Below are 16,578 nucleotides of genomic sequence, written 5' to 3' on the forward strand. Positions count from 1 at the left end.
TCGTCCTGTGCAGGAACGAATGGGGTACAAACCCGTGGTTAATTTCCCGTTTGGTGACCGCGCGTTGCTTAAGTAGCTGTTAGGACTCGCCGTTCTGGTTTTCCCGGCTATGCGCCTCACGGTCTTCTCGGATTCGGGCCAGTGCTTGCCGCAGCAAGGGAACGCGATTGGGGCGAAAGCTTTCTTCCGTGATCTTCATGTCCTGCATCCGGTCCAAGCGGAAAAACCGGAAATCCCGGCGCAGGTGGCACCAGCTCAGCAGAATGCTGGCCCGATCCATATAGACGATGCTGAGCGGATTGACGCGCCTCGTGGTGGCATCGCCTTTTGCATCGGTATAGGCGAACTCGACCGTGCGTTCATCCCACGTGGCCTGCCGCAGATCAGGGACATGAATCGTGGGCGTGGCCGGGCGGTCAAAACGTGTTGCTGTCAGCACCGCATGACTTAGCCTGTGGGACTGGCGCTGTGGCAGGCGGCCCTGCAATTTGCGCAGCGCCGCGCTGGCTGCGTCGGACAGGGCAGGGTCCCCGATCTGCTGCACTTCGCGCAGGCCAAGAACAAGGGCTTCAAGTTCATCATCGGTAAAACCGAGCGGGGGCAGGGTCGCGTCTTCGATCAGGGTGAACCCAAATCCGGCCTCTCCGTCGATGACTGCGCCAAGGCCGCGCAATGTGTCTATGTCGCGGTGAACCGTGCGGGCCGAGACACCAAGATCCTGCGCCAGTTGTGAGGACGTTCTGGGAGACGGGCCCGAGCGCAGGGCCTGCATCAGTTGGAACAGTCGGGTGGTTCGGGTCATGATGCAACTTAGCCTAAACCTGATGTCAGTTTCTGTCATCAGTCGGAGTTATGCATCGACCATCCCACTTAGGAGCGATTTTGATGCTGACCCTTCTGACCTTCCCATCCGCCTTTGGCCAATACAGCGCCAGCCCCTTTTGCGTGAAAACGGCTCTCATGCTCCAGCACTCCGGCCAGTCGTGGCAGCGGTCGGATCTGCTGGATCCCCGAAAGATGCCGCACCACAAGCTTCCGGTGTTGCGCACACCCGACCGGTTGGTGCCGGACAGTGACCTGATCCGGGACTGGCTGGAGGCGCAGGGCGCCGAATTCGACCGGGGCCTGAGCGACATTCAAAAGGCGCAATCGCGTGCTTTGGTGCGAATGGCTGAAGAGCACTTGTATTTTCAGATCGTTCTGGACCGCTGGGGCAATGACGAGGTCTGGCCGATCCTGCGAAACACGTTCTTTACCTCTGTACCGGCTTTGATCCGAAAGCCGGTTTCCAATGCCATCCGAAAATCCGTTCTGAAAGGATTGCAGGCGCAGGGGGTTGGCCGATTTTCGGTTGCTGAACGGATGGAACGAATCGAGCGGGATCTGGAATCCATCGCCGCATTTCTTTGGCAATCTCCGTTCCTGCTGGCGGAACACCCGACATCGGCGGATATGAGTGTTGGTCCAATTCTCGCGGCGATGCGGGCGACACCGTCGGACACTCCGCTGACGCGGCGGATCAAACAGGATAAACTGCTGAATAGCTATATTGACCGCATGGAACAGGCGATCCCATTGGTATGAGACCTTTTGAGAACCCGGCAGTGGCACAGGCTTTCGAGGAACTGCCCCAGGGCACTCGAAAGGGTGCCCTGATCCTGCGAGAGCTGGTCTTTGAGACCGCAAGCGATCTGGAAGCCGCGCAGCCGTTGGCTGAGGCGTTGCGCTGGGGCCAGCCTGCCTACCTGGCGCCCAAGGGATCAACGGTCCGGCTTGGTAGCCACAAGTCCGCCAGCTTCGCCCTGTTCGTGCATTGCCAGAGCCGGTTGATGGGCGATTTCACCTCGGCCTTTCCCGGTGAAGACCGGATCGATGGCAATCGGGCCGTGTTGTTCGATGACATTGACCAGATCGACGAAACCCGTCACGGTTGGCTGATCGCGCGGGCGCTGACTTATCACCTCTGACGGCGTTTGCGTTCGACCTTGCGCTTGATCTTGTCCTTCTTGCGCTTGGTACTGACCGCCTTGCGCCGGGTTGCCCGCTTTGCCGGCCCCCGTCCGCGCGGCAAGGCCTGATCGTCAATCGACAACAACTCCAGCTCCAGCCCGCCGGTCACAGGCGTCGCTTCAGTCAGACGAACAGTGACACGCTGACCTATGGCGATGATCAGGCCGGTGTCCGACCCCATCAGGGTTCCGGCCTCGCGGTCGAAATGGAAGAACTCCCGACCCAGTGAGCGCACCGGCACCAGCCCGTCCGCGCCGGTTTCATCCATCTTCACGAAGACACCGAACCGGGCGATGCCGCTTATGCGACCGGTGAACTCATTGCCCACCCGCTCGCTGAGATAGGCGGCAAGATAGCGGTCGGTTGTGTCCCGTTCCGCCATCATCGAACGACGTTCGGTGTCCGAGATGTGGGTCGCGGTCTCTTCCAAGCGATCGATGTCATCCTCGGTCAACCCATCCTTGCCCCAGCCATGGGCCGAGATCAGCCCGCGATGCACGATCAGGTCGGAGTAGCGACGGATGGGCGAAGTGAAATGCGCATAGTTCCGCAACGCCAGACCGAAGTGGCCGAAATTCTCAGGGTTATAATACGCCTGGGCCATCGACCTGAGGGTGGTGAGGTTGATCAGTTCCGCATCCTCGGTTCCGGCAGCGGCGTTCAGCAACGCGTTCAGGTGGCGTGTCTGCAGCACCTGCCCCTTAGCCAGGTTGAGGCCCGCGGCCTGAGCCGTTTCGCGCAGGCTTTCCAGCTTTTCGGGCGCAGGTTCTTCATGCACCCGGAACAATAGCGGCTGGCGCTTGGCGATCAACGTCTCGGCGGCGGCGACATTGGCGAGGATCATGAACTCCTCGATCAGTTTGTGCGCATCAAGACGTTCGCGGAAGGCCACGCTTACCACCTCTCCGGTGTCGCTGAGGACGATCTTGCGTTCGGGCAGGTCAAGTTCCAGTGGTTGCCGTACCGAGCGCGCTTTTTTCAGTGCGGTATACGCAGCATAGAGCGGTTTCAGAACCGGTTCCAACAGGGGTCCGGTACGGTCATTGGGATTACCGTCAATAGCTTCCTGCACTTCGGTGTAATTCAGCGAAGCGGCCGAGCGCATCAGCGCCCGAACGAAGCAGTGGCCGATCTTGTTGCCATCCGCGTCGATCTGCATTCGAACGGCGATACAGGCGCGCGGGACGCCTTCGTGCAGCGAACACAGATCACCCGACAAACGATCCGGCAGCATCGGCACCACACGGTCGGGGAAGTAACTGGAATTGCCGCGTTTGCGTGCCTCGCGATCCAATGCCGTACCTGGCTGCACATAAGCTGCCACGTCTGCAATCGCGACCCAGATGACATGGCCGCCAGGGTTCTTGGGATCGTCGTCGGCATGCGCATAGCAGGCGTCGTCATGGTCCCGTGCGTCCGACGGGTCGATGGTCAGCAACGGCATGTCCCGCAGGTCTTCGCGCCCTTTCAGGCCAACGGGTTTGGCCTTGTCAGCCTCATCAATCACCTTATCCGGAAAATCATCAGGGATGCCGTGCTGATGGATGGCGATCAGCGACACGGCCTTGGGCGCAGACGGATCACCCAGCCGTTCCACGATCCGCGCACGGGGCAGGCCCATGCGGTTCTTTGGCCCGGCCTGCTCGGCCTCGACCAGTTCGCCATCTTTCGCGCCCAGCACCGCGCCATCGTGAACCAGCCATTCGGTCTGGCCGGTCTTGTCGATGGGAACGATCCGCCCGCCCTCGGCACCTTTGCGGAAGATGCCGACGATCTTGCGCGGGTTGGTTCCGATACGGCGGATCAGGCGCGCCTCGTAATTGTGGTCTTCCTCATGCACCACCGTCAGGCGGGCCAGGATGCGGTCCCCTTCGCCCAGCGCCGGATCGCTGGCGCGGGCGACGATCAGGACAATGGGTTCGACCCCCTCGCCATGCCATTCCAGCGGGCGCGCAAACAGATCGCCTTCGGCGTTCGGCGCCTTCACCTGCAACACACTGACGGGAGGCAGACGGTCGGGGTCGCGATAGCTGCGCTTACGCTTTTCCAGATGACCCTCGGCCTCTAGCTCCTTGAGGATACGCTTGAGGTCAATTCGGTCCGCGCCCTTGATGCCAAAGGCCTTTGCGATATCGCGTTTCGAGGTCAGGTTGGGGTTCGCTGAGATCCAGTCCAGGACCTCCTGCTTGGTGGGGATGCGAGTCATGAATTCGGCCTAGCACGGGGATGCGACCGCGTCATGACCAAAAAAGCAGTCCGGTCGATCAGGTTTGCAGATCTGCGACGGTATCCACGTCGTTCAGATAATCCAGCAGCACGAAGCTGCGATCGGGGATCGAGGCGAGCGTGTCCGCCAGCGCGTGTTCCGTCGACCAGCGCACGTTATTGAACAATCCGGGTGGCAGCGCCGCTACGCCTTGCGCACCAACCAGCCAGTACCCGCCATCTGTCGCAGGTCCAAATACCATTTGCGTCGCCCCCAGGGCGCGAAAGGCGCTTGCGATGTGGTTTCGGGTAATGCCCGGTATGTCGGCACCGATCAGGCAGACGGGCCCGTCCGGAGCGCTGCGTAACATCCGGGCCATGCGGACGCCCAGATCGCCTTGCCCTTGCGCGACGCGCGGCAAATCGGCGGGCCAGATCCGGCTGGCCAAACCCTCCTGATCGGGTGAAACGGCCAGCATGATCTGCCACCGAGGATCGCGCAGCCGCCGGATCAGAGCCCTTGCCTGATGCCGAAACCACCACGCTGCACCGACCATGCCGATATCCCGACCCAGTCGTGTCTTGACCCGACCCGGGCGTGGTTCCTTGATCATGATAATCAAAGTGCGTTGCATGGATCAGGCGAAGTAATCCCCGAGAATGCGCGTATAAATCGCCTTGAGCTGTTCGATTTGCGCGAGTTCGACGCATTCGTCGACCTGATGCATGGTGCGCCCGACAAGCCCGAATTCGACCACCGGGCAATGGTTCTTGACGAAGCGCGCATCCGATGTGCCGCCGGTTGTGGACAGCTCGGGAGCGATTCCGGTTTCGGCTTCGATCGCGCGCGAAACCAGATCCGACAGGGGGCCCGGCGGCGTCAGAAAGCTTTCGCCGGAGATTTTGATGCGGGTATCGATTGTGACGCCAAACTCTTCGGCAACCCGGTCCGCTTCGGCGTGCAGCCAGTCACTCAGGTTTTGCCCGGAATGAAGGTCGTTGAAGCGGATATTCACTGCCCCGCTACATTGCGCGGGGATCACGTTCGTGGCCGGATTTCCGGTATCGATTGTGACGACCGCAAGGGTCGACGCATCGAAATGGTCCGAGCCCTGATCCAGCTGGTGGCTGGCCAGCCGGTCCATCAGCCGGGCGATGGCGGGCACCGGGTTCTTCGCGCGATGAGGATAGGCCGAATGGCCCTGGACCCCACTGACAGTGAACCAAGCGGTCATCGAGCCGCGCCGCCCGATCTTGATCATATCACCCATGCGGTTCGGGCAGGTGGGTTCACCAACCAGACAGACCGACATACGTTCGTCCGCAGCGTCCATGTAATCCAGCAATGCGGTTGTGCCGTCCAGCGCATCGGCTTCCTCATCCCCGGTGATGGTCAGGATGATGGCTCCGTCCGGCGGAGTGTCCCGTACGAAATCAATGGCTGCGGCTGCAAACGCAGCGACGCCAGACTTCATGTCCGTGGCGCCCCGGCCATACATGACCCCATCGCGTATTTCGGCCCCAAAGGGCGGCATGGTCCATGCTGCCTCATCACCTACAGGAACGACGTCGGTATGCCCGTTGAAGCCGAAGCTGCGCGCATGGCCCTTGCTGCCCCAGCGCGCAAACAGATTGCTGATCCCGCCGCGATCCGCCCGGGTGCATTCAAAGCCCGCGTCCGACAGGACTTTCTGCAACAGAACCAGCGCGCCGCCTTCCTCGGGTGTGACCGATGGGCAACGGATCAGGTCTGCCGTCAATTGTACCGGGTCTGTCATCGCGGGCCTCTTGTCTGTATTGCTGGGCAGGTTCGTGCACAGATTCAACGAATTGGCCCGATTGCCAACCCCAGGGCGCAAATTTTCCACCTGTTTTGCCCACGCATGTCTGGTTGAGACGTCCGGAAAACATGGCGCTTTACCCCGCGATCACCTTGCCGCCCGGTCCAAAACTAAGCTAGAGGGCCGCGAAACAGGTATCTTGTCGATGAAACGCCTATTCTTCGCAGTGGTCTGCCTGACTTTCGCCGTTCTTGCACAGCAAAGCCAGGCGCAATCGCTTACGGTCTCGACCGTAACACGCCCCCCGTTTTCCTATGTCGAGGACGGGGACCAGAGCGGTTTTTCCATGGACTTGCTGGAAGCCCTGTCCAGCGCGCTGGGCTGGGAGTATTCGGTCAACCGGCTGGATGCCTTTGGGGACATGCTGAATTCGGTGCAGGACGGGACAGCCGATCTTGCGATCGCCAATATCTCGATCACCGCGTCACGCGAAACGAGTATGGATTTCAGCCAGCCGATTTTCGAATCCGGTTTGCAGATCATGGTTCCGTCCGAAGCAATGCGCCGGCCATCCCTGCTGCAGGCGCTGTTGTCGCGCGAACTGTTCATAGCGATCGGGCTGGCTTTTGCGATCCTGCTGGGCGGCGGGATGCTGATGTGGAGTTTCGAACGACGTGCGCAACCCTATTTTGACCGCAAGCTGAACGAGGCATGGTTCCCGTCTTTCTGGTGGGCGTTGAATCTCGTGGTCAATGGCGGCTTCGAAGAACGCATGCCCCGGACGCCTTTTGGCCGTTTGTTGGGGGTCATTCTGGTTGTTTCTTCGCTGTTCATCGTGTCCGTTTTCACGGCCCGGATTACATCGGTCATGACAGTGGACGCGATCACCGGCAGCGTAAACTCGGTCAACGACCTCTATGGCAAGCAGGTGGGCACGATCTCGGGCTCGACCGCGGCCAACTTTCTGAACCGTCGCGAAATTGAGTTTACCGGCTATCCCGGACTGGAAGAGATGCTGACATCCTTCGAGAAAGAGGAATTGGACGCGGTCGTCTTCGATGCACCGATCCTGTCCTATTACGCTGCGCATGAAGGCCGGAAAATCGCCTCGGTGACAGGCGGAATTTTCCTGCGCGAAACCTATGGGATCGCCTTTCCGACCGGCTCGCCTTTGGTCGAGGAAGTCAACCAGGCGCTGCTGTCCCTGCGTGAAGACGGCACGTATTCCGAAATCTACCGTAAATGGTTCGGGGCGCGGAACTAGGACTGTTCCGGATCCCCGAAAAACGGCGTCATCTGCGCGACGATGACCGCGTTTTCATCCAGCGCCCGTTGCATCAGAGCACGTTCGTCAGAATCGATGTCGTGGCCCTGCGCCTCACGCTCGGCCAGTGTGCCATAGCCGGTAACATCCAGCGGAGCGGTATCGGCCTGTTTCAGAATGGCCACGGTTTCCCGTACCGCTTCCGCCTCGTCCACGCCGCTGGCAAAACACATCAGCGCAGCACCGGTCGCGCCCTCGGGCAGACCGTCACCTTCTTTCCGTCCGATCTGAACCAGCAGCGTATAGACCTGCTGGCGAGAGGGTTTCTTTTGCTTGTCCATATCCGGGCCTTAGCGCCGCACCCGGACATGGTCAAGTTCACGGTTGCCCGGTTCAGCCAGCAACGACGTTCTGTCTCTGCACGCCCAGACCTTCGATGCCCAGTTCGATTTTGTCACCGGGCTTCAGATAGGTCTGCGGTGTCTGACCCATCCCGACACCCGGCGGTGTTCCCGTGGCGATCACATCGCCCGGCTGCAGGGACATGAACTGGGAAAGGTATGAAACTACTGTCGCAACGGCGAAATGCATCGTCCGGGTCGATCCGTCCTGATAACGATGCCCGTTCACCTCAAGAAACATTGCCATGTTTTGCGGGTCCGAAACTTCGTCCCGCGTCACCAGCCACGGGCCAATCGGACCAAACGTATCCGCCGACTTGCCCTTGACCCACTGGCCCGAGCGATGAAGTTGGAAATCGCGTTCAGACAGGTCGTTGATCACGCAATAGCCCGCCACGTGGTCTAACGCTTCGGCTTCTGACACGTATTTTGCGGCTTTGCCGATAACCACGCCCAGTTCGACCTCCCAATCGGTTTTGACCGATCCGCGCGGGATCTCCACGGTGTCATTCGGCCCCATGATGGCCGAGGTTGCCTTGAAAAAGACGACTGGCTCCTGCGGCAGCTCCATACCGCTTTCGTCAGCATGGTCGGCATAGTTCAGGCCAATGCAGATAAACTTTCCGACCTGCCCGACACAGGCACCGATCCGGGTATTCGCATCGGCTTGCGGCAATTGAGCGGGGTCCAGCGCGCGGAGTTTTTGCAGGCTCTCATCGCCCAGCGTTTCGCCGGCAATGTCATCCACGACCCCCGACAGGTCCCGAATTACTCCGGTATCATCCAGAAGGCCCGGTTTTTCCTGACCGACAGGCCCAAAGCGCAGAAGTTTCATCCTGTTTCCCTCATTCTTCAGATCGTCCAGCCGCCATCGATGGCAAAGGGCTGTCCGGTGGTGTATTTGCTGGCGTCGCTGGCCAGGTAGAGTGCGAGTTCCGCGATCTCTTCGGCGGTTCCGATGCGCCCCATGGGCTGGCGCGCGATGAAATCCGTCATCGCCTGCTGATAGTCGCCGGTTTCACGCAGGCGGTCATGCAGGCTGGGGCTGTCCACAGTCCCCGGACAGATCGCGTTGCAGCGAACCCCTTGGGTGACGAAATCCGCCGCGACCGATTTGGTGAGGCCAATGACTGCCGCCTTCGAGGCGCAATAGGCAAAGCGGTTCGGCACGCCCTTGATCGACGAGGCAACCGACGACATATTGATGATCGAGCCGCCGCCGTTATCCAACATGTTCGGCAGGATCAGCCGGGTCAGCCGATACATGGCCTTGACGTTCAGGTCGAAACTGAAATCCCAGTCGCGTTCCTCGCATTCCAGAATGGACCCGTTTGCAACATAGCCCGCGCAATTGAACAGCACGTCCAGTGCCGGCAAGTCCGCGACAGCGGCCTGCACAGCACTGGCATCCGTCACATCCAGTTGCAGCGTCGTCACGCCCGCTGTTCCATCAAGCGAGGCCAACGCATCAGAGTTGATGTCGCATGCAATGACCTGCGCCCCTTCGGCGGCAAAAAGTTCGACTGACGCTCGGCCGATGCCTTGGCCTGCCGCCGTGACCAAGGCGGTTTTCCCGGCCAGTCGCGCTGGTGTTCCTTCGTTCGGCATACCGGACCTCATCCCTGTTCCGGCAGCAATTCGGCCGGAATATTCTGATAGCAAACGGGCCGCAGGAAGCGCCGGATCGAAAGCGTTCCCACAGAAGTTGCACCAAAGTTGGTCGAGGCCGGGTAGGGCCCCCCGTGCACCATCGCGTCGCAAACTTCGACCCCGGTGGGGAACCCGTTGGCCAGAATGCGCCCGGCCTTGCGCTCCAGCAGTGGCAGCAGCGAACCGGCATCCTGCGCGTCGCCCGCATCCATGTGAACGGTGCAAGTCAACTGGCCTTCGATCGTACGGGCGATATCGCGCATTTCGGCGATGTCCTGAACGCGCACGATGATGCCGAGCGGGCCAAATACCTCTTCCTGCAATCGATGGTCCGATTGCCAGTCTTTGCCGGAAACACTGAACAGCCAGGGTCTGGCCGAGCGTGTCTCACAGCTTTTGCCCAGGATCCGGGTAACACCGTTGCAGGCCGCCACGCGATCTGACCCTTGCCGGTATGCGTTCGCGATTCCGTCGGTCAGCATAGTTTGGGCAGCAACCTCCTGCAGCGCAGCTGCTGTGGCCGCTTCCAGCGCGTCCGCATCCGGGCCATCGATCACCACGGCGATGCCGGGATTTGTGCAAAACTGACCTGCACCCATGGTGAGCGAACCGGCCCAGCCCACACCGATCTCCGCGGCGCGGGCAGCTGCCGCCTGAGGCAGGATAAACATCGGGTTGACCGACCCGAGTTCACCGAAGAACGGAATAGGCTCGTCCCGTTGCGCGCACAGATCGAACAGCGCCCGCCCCCCGGCCAGGCTGCCGGTGAAGCCAACTGCGCGGATCAAAGGGTGCTGAACCAGCCGTTCGCCGACTTCACGTGTGTCACCCTGAACCAGCGAGAAGACACCCGGGTGGACCCCGCAAGCCTTGACGGCGGCGTCGATGGCCTGTGCGACGATCTCGCCAGTGCCCGGATGTGCCGGGTGCCCCTTGACGACAACCGGGCATCCGGCGGCCAGCGCCGCGGCGGTGTCACCCCCCGCAACCGAAAACGCCAGCGGAAAATTGGAGGCGCCGAATACGGCAACCGGACCCAGAGGGCGCTGTATCATCCTCAGGTCAGGGCGCGGCAGGGGCGCGCGGTCGGGCATAGCTGGGTCATGGCGCATGTCCAGATAGTCACCCTGCAGGATGTAATCGGCGAACAGGCGCAACTGTCCCACTGTCCGCCCGCGCTCTCCTTGCAGGCGGGCTGCGGGCAGGCCGGTTTCCTGGCTGCCAATTTCGGTGATTGCATCCCCCCGGGCATCGATTTCGTCGGCGACCCGGCGTAACAGCTCTGCCCGTTCGGCGCGCGAGGACCAGCCGTAGGTTGCAAACGCCTCTTCGGCGGCGTCGACGGCGGCGTCGACGTGAGATGCCGTTCCTGCCGCAAAGTCATGGGCGGGGCCTTCTGCCGGCTGCGAAGCAAAGACAGTGTCCGCGCCAATCCATTCGCCAGCGATCAGGTGTTTTCCGGTGAGCATATTGTGGTTCTTTCTTACAGCAGGCCGCGCCGGGCCAGGTTTCGCATCAGATGGGACGCCCCGAAACGCCATTCGGGGCACTCAGTCGCCAGACGCACCGTGTTGGTCAGTGTGCCCAGCTTTTCACTGGCGATGGTTACAACGTCTCCCAGCTTGTGTGTAAACCCTCCTCCGGGTGTTTCCCGATCCTGCGTCGGGGCGAACAGGGTCCCGAGGAACAGCATCAGGCCGTCCGGATACTGGTGATGCCGCCCGATCGTCTGGCAAACAAGATCTGCAGGATCGCGGCTGATCTGGGACATGGAGGAGCTTCCGTTCAGGTTGAAACCGTCCGGACCGTTTACTGTCAGTGTCAGTTCGGCCTGTCGCACATCGTCCAGCGAATAATGGTCATCGATCAGCCGGATCAGCGGACCGATCGCGCAGGACGCATTGTTGTCCTTGGCCTTGCTCAGCAACAAGGCCGAGCGCCCCTCGACATCGCGCAGATTGACGTCATTGCCCAATGTCGCCCCCATGATCACGCCTTGCGAATTCACGGCAAGCACGATTTCGGGTTCTGGGTTGTTCCATTCCGAAATCGGGTGCAGGCCAATCTCGGCCCCGTACCCCACCGACGACAGGACCTGCGCCTTGGAAAAGACCTCGGCGTCGGGTCCGATGCCCACCTCAAGGTACTGGCTCCACAAACCTTCTTCGATCAGGGCTTGTTTTGCCCTTGCAGCGGCGTCCGATCCGGGGACGATATCGCTCAGTTTCTTGCCGATGCGGACACCGATCCGGTTGCGAATGCTGTCGGCACGGGCCGGGTCGCCACCGGCCTTTTCTTCGATCACGCGTTCGACCATGGAGCCGGCAAAGGTGACGCCGCAGGCTTTGACGGCCTGCAGATCACAAGGGGCAAGCCAGGCAAATGTATCGCGGGCAGGGTCCAGCACCTCACCTTCGGCGGCGCGGACATATTCCACCGCATCTTCGCGTTCGAGGACATCCCGGACCGTGGGCGCGGTTCTTGATGTGATGTCCATCAGGCTTTCACCGCGCAAGGTGACAACGCACGGTCCAATGCCGGCACGTTCGATACGACCCAGCCACACACCGTCGCGGTCAAATTCAGACAGGTTCATTTCAATTCCTCAGGCTGTAGGCGCGCAGCGCATTGCCGCCCAGAATTGCCGAGCGTTCTTCAGGGGTCAGACCAGAAAGAAGTATGTCGGTAACCTCGACCCAACGTTCATAGCTGCTGGCAAGGTTGCAAACCGGCCAGTCGCTGCCCCAGATCAGGCGTTCGGGTCCGAACACGTTCAGCAGATGATCAACGACGGGGCGCAGGTCGCCGATGTCCCAGCCGGGCTGCGCTTCGGTCACAAGTCCGGACAGCTTGCAAAACGCATGGCTGTTGCTGGCAATTGCGGCAATGTCATCGGCCCAGTCAGACAGCCGACCGTCCCGGATCGCCGGTTTTGATGCGTGATCCACGATAACCCGCATCTGCGGGTATCTGGCCAGCAAACGGCGCAACGGCCCAAGATGCTTGGGCAAGGTCAGCGCATCAAAGGCCAGTTCGTGAGCGATGAGCGCCGCAAAGGCCGGGTGCAGAGACTCCCGCAGCATCCATTCAGGATCCTCGATATCCTGAATCATCGGGCGCAATCCGACGAGGAGTGGGTTTTGTGCCAGCGCCTTAATCTGTTGTGGGGCATCGGATGCTTCGAAGTCAACCCAGCCCACGACGCCTTTAACAAAGGAAGTTTTGTCCGCCAACGACAACATGAACTCAGTTTCGGCAACGGTCGGGGCAGCCTGAACCAGAACAGTGCCATCAATTCCGGCTCGTTCGATCAGAGGCAGCAGATCGGCAGGCAGAAAATCCCTGTAGATCGACCCCATCTCGGCTGTCAGCCAGCCGTAATCACCCCGATCCAGAGACCAGAAATGCTGATGAGCATCAATTCTCATCCAATCACGCCTTTTTTCAGGATGATATTGCCGTAAAGCCTGCGATCGCCGGTCTGGACGATGGCGAAAGCTTGGGATGCGCGTTCATAGAATGCAAAGCGCTCAAGGCTTTGTATTTCGACGGGGTTGTCGGCTGTCTGGTGAATGATGGATTGAAAGTCGGCCACCGCTTCGGGGATCGCCTCGGGGTTTCCCACCACCTGCATGGTCAGGGCGGGGTCGGGAACAGAATTGTCCAGCGGCATGACCGAGAGAACGGCCCGAAGAATATCACTGGCCGAGGATCCATCCGCACGCAAGCATTCGGGACCGGTGCTGGAGCCGGGAAAATTGGCGTCAGCGATAACGATGTCATCCCCGTGACCCATGGATCGCAAGGCATGTAGTAGGTCAGGGGAAAGCAGTGGATCGATGTTACGCAGCATGGGCCGTCTCCGATGGCAGGGGGGCATCCGCGCGGATCAGGCCTTCGGATTTCAGATCCGACCACAGCGAAGCGGGAATATTGCGCTCCAGCAAGGCGACATTCGCATTCACCTCGGCCGCACTGACCGCCCCGGGTACAACAGTTTTAATACATGGATGCCCAAGAGCGAACTGCAGGGCGGCCGCAATCAACGGGGTGCCGTGAGCGTCACAAACGGCCTCGATTTTGCGCACTTTGTCCATGATGTCCGGTGGCGCATCCGCGTAATTGTACTTTGCTCCGGGAACCGCGCCGGTCGCCAGAATGCCCGAGTTGTAGGGGCCGCCCAAAATGATGCCGACATCGCGCTTTTCGCAGAGCGGCAGAAAGCTGTCCAGCGCCTCCTGTTCCAGCAGCGTGTATCGCCCAGCCAGAAGGAAGCCGTCGAAATCCCCCAGACCCAGCAATTTCTCGCACACCTGCCATTCATTGACCCCGGCGCCAATCGCGGCGATTTCGCCCGCCTCACGCAATTCAGTCAGTGCGCGGTAGCCGCCGCCGTCAAAAAGCTCTCGGACCTTCGCGTCGGATGCTTCCTGACTGCCCTGGCTGAACACGCAAACATCATGCACCAGAAGAATGTCGGCATTGGCGACACCGATCCGTTCGCGGCTGGCTTCGTAGGACCGCATGACACCGTCATAGGTGTAGTCGAATACGATGCGTTTCCGGGGAACATCCACGAAAGCTTCGGGTGTGACCTCGTGCGGTTCGCAGTCCACAAGAAGGCGCCCGATCTTTGTGGAAAGCTGAATGTTGTCACGTCCAAAGACCGGGATGGCCTCTCCGAAGCGCTGTTCAGACCGGCCCAGCCCGTATTGCGGGGCGGTGTCAAAGAAGCGGATCCCGGCATCGAAAGCCGCATGCAACGCGGCCTGTGCGTCGGCATCGGACACCTTGCGATAGAGGTTTCCCAATGGTGCGCCCCCGAAACCCATGCGGGTCAAAGGAACAGGGCGTGACGTTCGGTTGTTGAGGAGTTCGGTCTGAGAAACGGTCATCCTGCCTCTCGTTCTGGATGGGAGCTGATGTTGAACAGGTGCGGCTTTTCCCGTTCCAGAACCTCGATGCGCGGCATCAACTGTCCCAGGTGATGGCGCATCGCCTCCTGTGCGGCTTGTTCGTTGCGGTCCTGGATCGCGTCGAATATCGCGCGGTGTTCCTGCAGCGTTTCCGCAACGCGGCCCGGGGTAGGCAACAGCAGCATGCGTGCACGGCTGACCTGCAGTGAAACCGTTTGCGCCACATCCGGCAGCCGGACAAAGCCGGTAAAGGCCATCAGCAGGGCGTGAAATTCCTCGTCGGCCTGATAGAACCCGGGGATGTCCTCATCCTCGATCAGCAGTTCCTGCAGCCGCATGTTGCGACTCAGGCGCTTGCGCTGGTCTTCGGTAAAATCGCGGGCGACCTTGGCGACGGTAGCCAGTTCAAGGGCTTCGCGCAGAAAGACGCCCTCGCGGATTTCCGACATTGAGAAATAGGATACCCGCGTTCCCGATTGCGGAACCACATCCACCAGCCCTTCGGCTGCCAGCCGGGCAATCGCCTCGGCCACGGGCGCACGGGAGACGCCAAGCCGTTCACAGATCGGCGCTTTCTTCAGATTTGCACCCGGCAGGAAATCCAGGGAAAGGATGGCCTGCTTGATCGCAAGATAAACACGGTGCGCCAGCGAGCCTTCTGTCACGGCAATTTCAGGCAGCAAGGTTGCGTCGATGTCTTGAGGTCGGTTCATGATTTTCGATCTAGCATACTAACATGTTAGTTGACAAGTGTGGGTTCGCTCATTAGCAATTTGTGCAGGCAAATGGGAAAACAATGCAAGCACAGCAGAAAAACAAGGGCCTTCAGGACAAGGCGCAGGACACCGTCAGGCTGAACCCGGATGACAATGTGGTCATTGCGCTGCGGGATCTTTCGGCTGGCGACTGCCCGACAGGAGTGCCTGCGCCTTTGCCGGGTTCGATCGGGCGTGGCCACAAGATTGCCGTGGTGCATATCCCCGAAGGGACGAATGTGATCCGGTATGGCCAGATCATCGGGCAGGCCAAGTCAGATATTGCGCCGGGCGCGCATGTCCATGTCCACAACCTTGGGATGGGAGAGCATCAGCAGGACTATGCGCATGCGTCTGCCTGCGTGCCATTGCCCGAAATACATCACACCCGGACCTTTCAGGGGTTTCACCGAGCGGACGGTAAAGTGGGCACGCGGAATTACATCGGCATTCTGACCACCGTGAACTGTTCCGGCTCGGTCGCGCGTTTCATTTCCGAGGCGGCCGAGAAATCGGGCCTTCTGGATGCTTACCCCAACGTCGACGGCATTGTGCCGATTGTTCATGGCACCGGTTGCGGAATGTCCGGCAAGAACGAAGGCTATGCCGCCCTATTCCGCACGTTGGCAGGCTATGCGCAGCACCCGAATTTTGGTGGCATTCTTCTGATCGGTCTGGGTTGCGAAGTCATGCAGGTGTCCGATCTGGTCGGGGGGCGTCCGATCCGTCACGATGGCGCATTGCGCTACATGACGATCCAGAACGAGGGCGGAACGCGCCGAACCATCGAGCGGGGGCTGGAGGAGCTGCGCGGAATTGCCGAACTGGCCAATCAGGCCACCCGGCAACCCGCGCCCGTCAGTGCAATCACTGTTGGAATGCAATGCGGCGGTTCAGACGGGTATTCCGGCATCACGGCAAACCCGGCGCTTGGCTATGCCTCGGACCTGCTGGTTCGGCACGGTGGCACGACCATTCTGTCGGAGACGTCCGAAATCTACGGTGCGGAACATCTTTTGACCCGTCGTGCCGAAACCGTCGAAGTTGGAGAAAAGCTGATCGCCCGCATCCGCTGGTGGGAGGACTACACGGAACGAAACGGCGGCGAGATGGACAACAACCCCAGCCCCGGCAACAAACGCGGCGGGCTGACGACGATTCTGGAAAAATCGCTGGGTGCGGTCGCCAAGGGCGGTACGGCGCCTCTGCGCGATGTGTACGAGTTTGGCCAGATCGTCGACAAACACGGGTTTGTTTTCATGGACAGTCCGGGGTTTGATCCCTGCTCGGTCACAGGTCAGGTGGCGTCAGGGTCGAACCTGATTGTGTTCACCACCGGGCGCGGCTCGGTTTCCGGCTATCAGCCGACACCCTGCATCAAGCTGGCCACCAATTCCGAAATGTATGCCCGCATGTCCGACGACATGGACCTGAACTGCGGCGACATCGTCACCGAGGGCGTCAGCATCGAAGCCAAGGGCGAGGAACTGTTCGAGATTCTGATCCGCGTCGCATCGGGCGAACAGACGAAAAGCGAGCAGCTTGGCTTCGGAGGGGTCGAGTTTGTTCCGTGGCAGATCGGAGCGGTGATGTGAA

17 protein-coding genes are annotated in these 16,578 nt (G+C 60.4%); 4 read left to right on the forward strand and 13 right to left on the reverse strand.

Going from position 1 to position 16,578, the window contains the following annotated elements; genetic code table 11:
* Window positions 1-79: 79 nt before the first annotated feature.
* Entirely contained in the window at window positions 80-802 is a 723-nt protein-coding gene (locus tag ACR0J2_RS20405) for a helix-turn-helix transcriptional regulator (protein ID WP_480813657.1), read from the reverse strand.
* A gap of 83 nt (window positions 803-885) precedes the next feature.
* On the opposite strand from ACR0J2_RS20405, the gene ACR0J2_RS20410 reads away from it, so the two are divergent.
* On the forward strand, window positions 886-1,584 hold the full coding sequence (locus ACR0J2_RS20410; RefSeq protein ID WP_170615654.1) for a glutathione S-transferase family protein: 699 nt from the start codon (window positions 886-888) through the stop codon (window positions 1,582-1,584).
* Complete coding sequence (locus ACR0J2_RS20415) at window positions 1,581-1,967, forward strand: DUF1801 domain-containing protein (protein WP_170615652.1); 387 nt, start codon at window positions 1,581-1,583, stop codon at window positions 1,965-1,967. Before ACR0J2_RS20410 ends, ACR0J2_RS20415 begins: the two co-directional genes overlap by 4 nt.
* On the opposite strand, the gene rnr is transcribed toward ACR0J2_RS20415, so the two are convergent.
* Genes rnr through dapE form a run of 3 tightly spaced genes read right to left on the reverse strand, consistent with a single transcriptional unit; the run spans window position 1,958 to window position 5,993 of the window.
* Window positions 1,958-4,216 (reverse strand): ribonuclease R, encoded by a 2,259-nt coding sequence (rnr, locus tag ACR0J2_RS20420; protein ID WP_480813658.1) that lies wholly within the window; start codon window positions 4,214-4,216, stop codon window positions 1,958-1,960. The genes ACR0J2_RS20415 and rnr overlap by 10 nt on opposite strands.
* Window positions 4,217-4,274: 58 nt before the next feature.
* Window positions 4,275-4,850 carry a TIGR04282 family arsenosugar biosynthesis glycosyltransferase gene (locus tag ACR0J2_RS20425; RefSeq protein ID WP_480813659.1) on the reverse strand — a complete coding sequence of 192 codons (576 nt, stop codon included), beginning with the start codon at window positions 4,848-4,850 and terminating at the stop codon, window positions 4,275-4,277.
* Window positions 4,851-4,853: 3 nt separating this feature from the next.
* Window positions 4,854-5,993, reverse strand: coding sequence for a succinyl-diaminopimelate desuccinylase (gene dapE / locus ACR0J2_RS20430; RefSeq protein ID WP_480813660.1), 1,140 nt, complete (start codon window positions 5,991-5,993; stop codon window positions 4,854-4,856).
* A 208-nt stretch (window positions 5,994-6,201) separates the two neighbouring features.
* On the opposite strand from dapE, the gene ACR0J2_RS20435 reads away from it, so the two are divergent.
* Window positions 6,202-7,260: a transporter substrate-binding domain-containing protein gene (locus ACR0J2_RS20435; RefSeq protein ID WP_170615643.1), complete on the forward strand. Its 1,059-nt coding sequence runs from the start codon at window positions 6,202-6,204 to the stop codon at window positions 7,258-7,260.
* Here ACR0J2_RS20435 and ACR0J2_RS20440 read toward each other — a convergent pair.
* The 9 genes from ACR0J2_RS20440 to ACR0J2_RS20480 are packed head-to-tail and all read right to left on the reverse strand — an operon-like array spanning window position 7,257 to window position 14,940.
* Window positions 7,257-7,601 carry a hypothetical protein gene (locus ACR0J2_RS20440; protein WP_170681859.1) on the reverse strand — a complete coding sequence of 115 codons (345 nt, stop codon included), beginning with the start codon at window positions 7,599-7,601 and terminating at the stop codon, window positions 7,257-7,259. The two genes, ACR0J2_RS20435 and ACR0J2_RS20440, sit on opposite strands and share 4 nt — an antisense overlap.
* Window positions 7,602-7,653: 52 nt before the next feature.
* Entirely contained in the window at window positions 7,654-8,496 is an 843-nt protein-coding gene (locus tag ACR0J2_RS20445; RefSeq protein WP_480813661.1) for a fumarylacetoacetate hydrolase family protein, read from the reverse strand.
* Window positions 8,497-8,513: 17 nt separating this feature from the next.
* Window positions 8,514-9,269, reverse strand: a complete 756-nt coding sequence (locus tag ACR0J2_RS20450) for an SDR family oxidoreductase (protein ID WP_170805782.1) — start codon at window positions 9,267-9,269, stop codon at window positions 8,514-8,516.
* Between the two features lie 8 nt (window positions 9,270-9,277).
* The gene (locus ACR0J2_RS20455; protein WP_480813662.1) at window positions 9,278-10,780 is read right to left on the reverse strand and encodes an aldehyde dehydrogenase (NADP(+)); all 1,503 of its coding nucleotides are present in this window, start codon (window positions 10,778-10,780) and stop codon (window positions 9,278-9,280) included.
* A 14-nt stretch (window positions 10,781-10,794) separates the two neighbouring features.
* Window positions 10,795-11,907, reverse strand: a complete 1,113-nt coding sequence (locus tag ACR0J2_RS20460) for a fumarylacetoacetate hydrolase family protein (protein WP_480813663.1) — start codon at window positions 11,905-11,907, stop codon at window positions 10,795-10,797.
* A 1-nt stretch (window position 11,908) separates the two neighbouring features.
* Window positions 11,909-12,739 (reverse strand): amidohydrolase family protein, encoded by an 831-nt coding sequence (locus tag ACR0J2_RS20465; RefSeq protein WP_480813664.1) that lies wholly within the window; start codon window positions 12,737-12,739, stop codon window positions 11,909-11,911.
* The gene (locus ACR0J2_RS20470; protein WP_480813665.1) at window positions 12,736-13,164 is read right to left on the reverse strand and encodes an RbsD/FucU family protein; all 429 of its coding nucleotides are present in this window, start codon (window positions 13,162-13,164) and stop codon (window positions 12,736-12,738) included. The genes ACR0J2_RS20465 and ACR0J2_RS20470 overlap by 4 nt, the downstream gene beginning before the upstream one ends.
* Window positions 13,154-14,206, reverse strand: coding sequence for an aldo/keto reductase (locus ACR0J2_RS20475; RefSeq protein WP_480813666.1), 1,053 nt, complete (start codon window positions 14,204-14,206; stop codon window positions 13,154-13,156). Before ACR0J2_RS20475 ends, ACR0J2_RS20470 begins: the two co-directional genes overlap by 11 nt.
* Window positions 14,203-14,940, reverse strand: coding sequence for a GntR family transcriptional regulator (locus ACR0J2_RS20480; protein WP_480813667.1), 738 nt, complete (start codon window positions 14,938-14,940; stop codon window positions 14,203-14,205). The genes ACR0J2_RS20475 and ACR0J2_RS20480 overlap by 4 nt, the downstream gene beginning before the upstream one ends.
* Before the next feature lie 83 nt (window positions 14,941-15,023).
* Between ACR0J2_RS20480 and ACR0J2_RS20485 the strand changes: the two genes are divergently transcribed.
* Complete coding sequence (locus tag ACR0J2_RS20485) at window positions 15,024-16,577, forward strand: UxaA family hydrolase (RefSeq protein WP_480813668.1); 1,554 nt, start codon at window positions 15,024-15,026, stop codon at window positions 16,575-16,577.
* Window position 16,578 lies beyond the last annotated feature (1 nt).

It is taken from the genome of Ruegeria sp. CG4 (genome assembly GCF_056537185.1).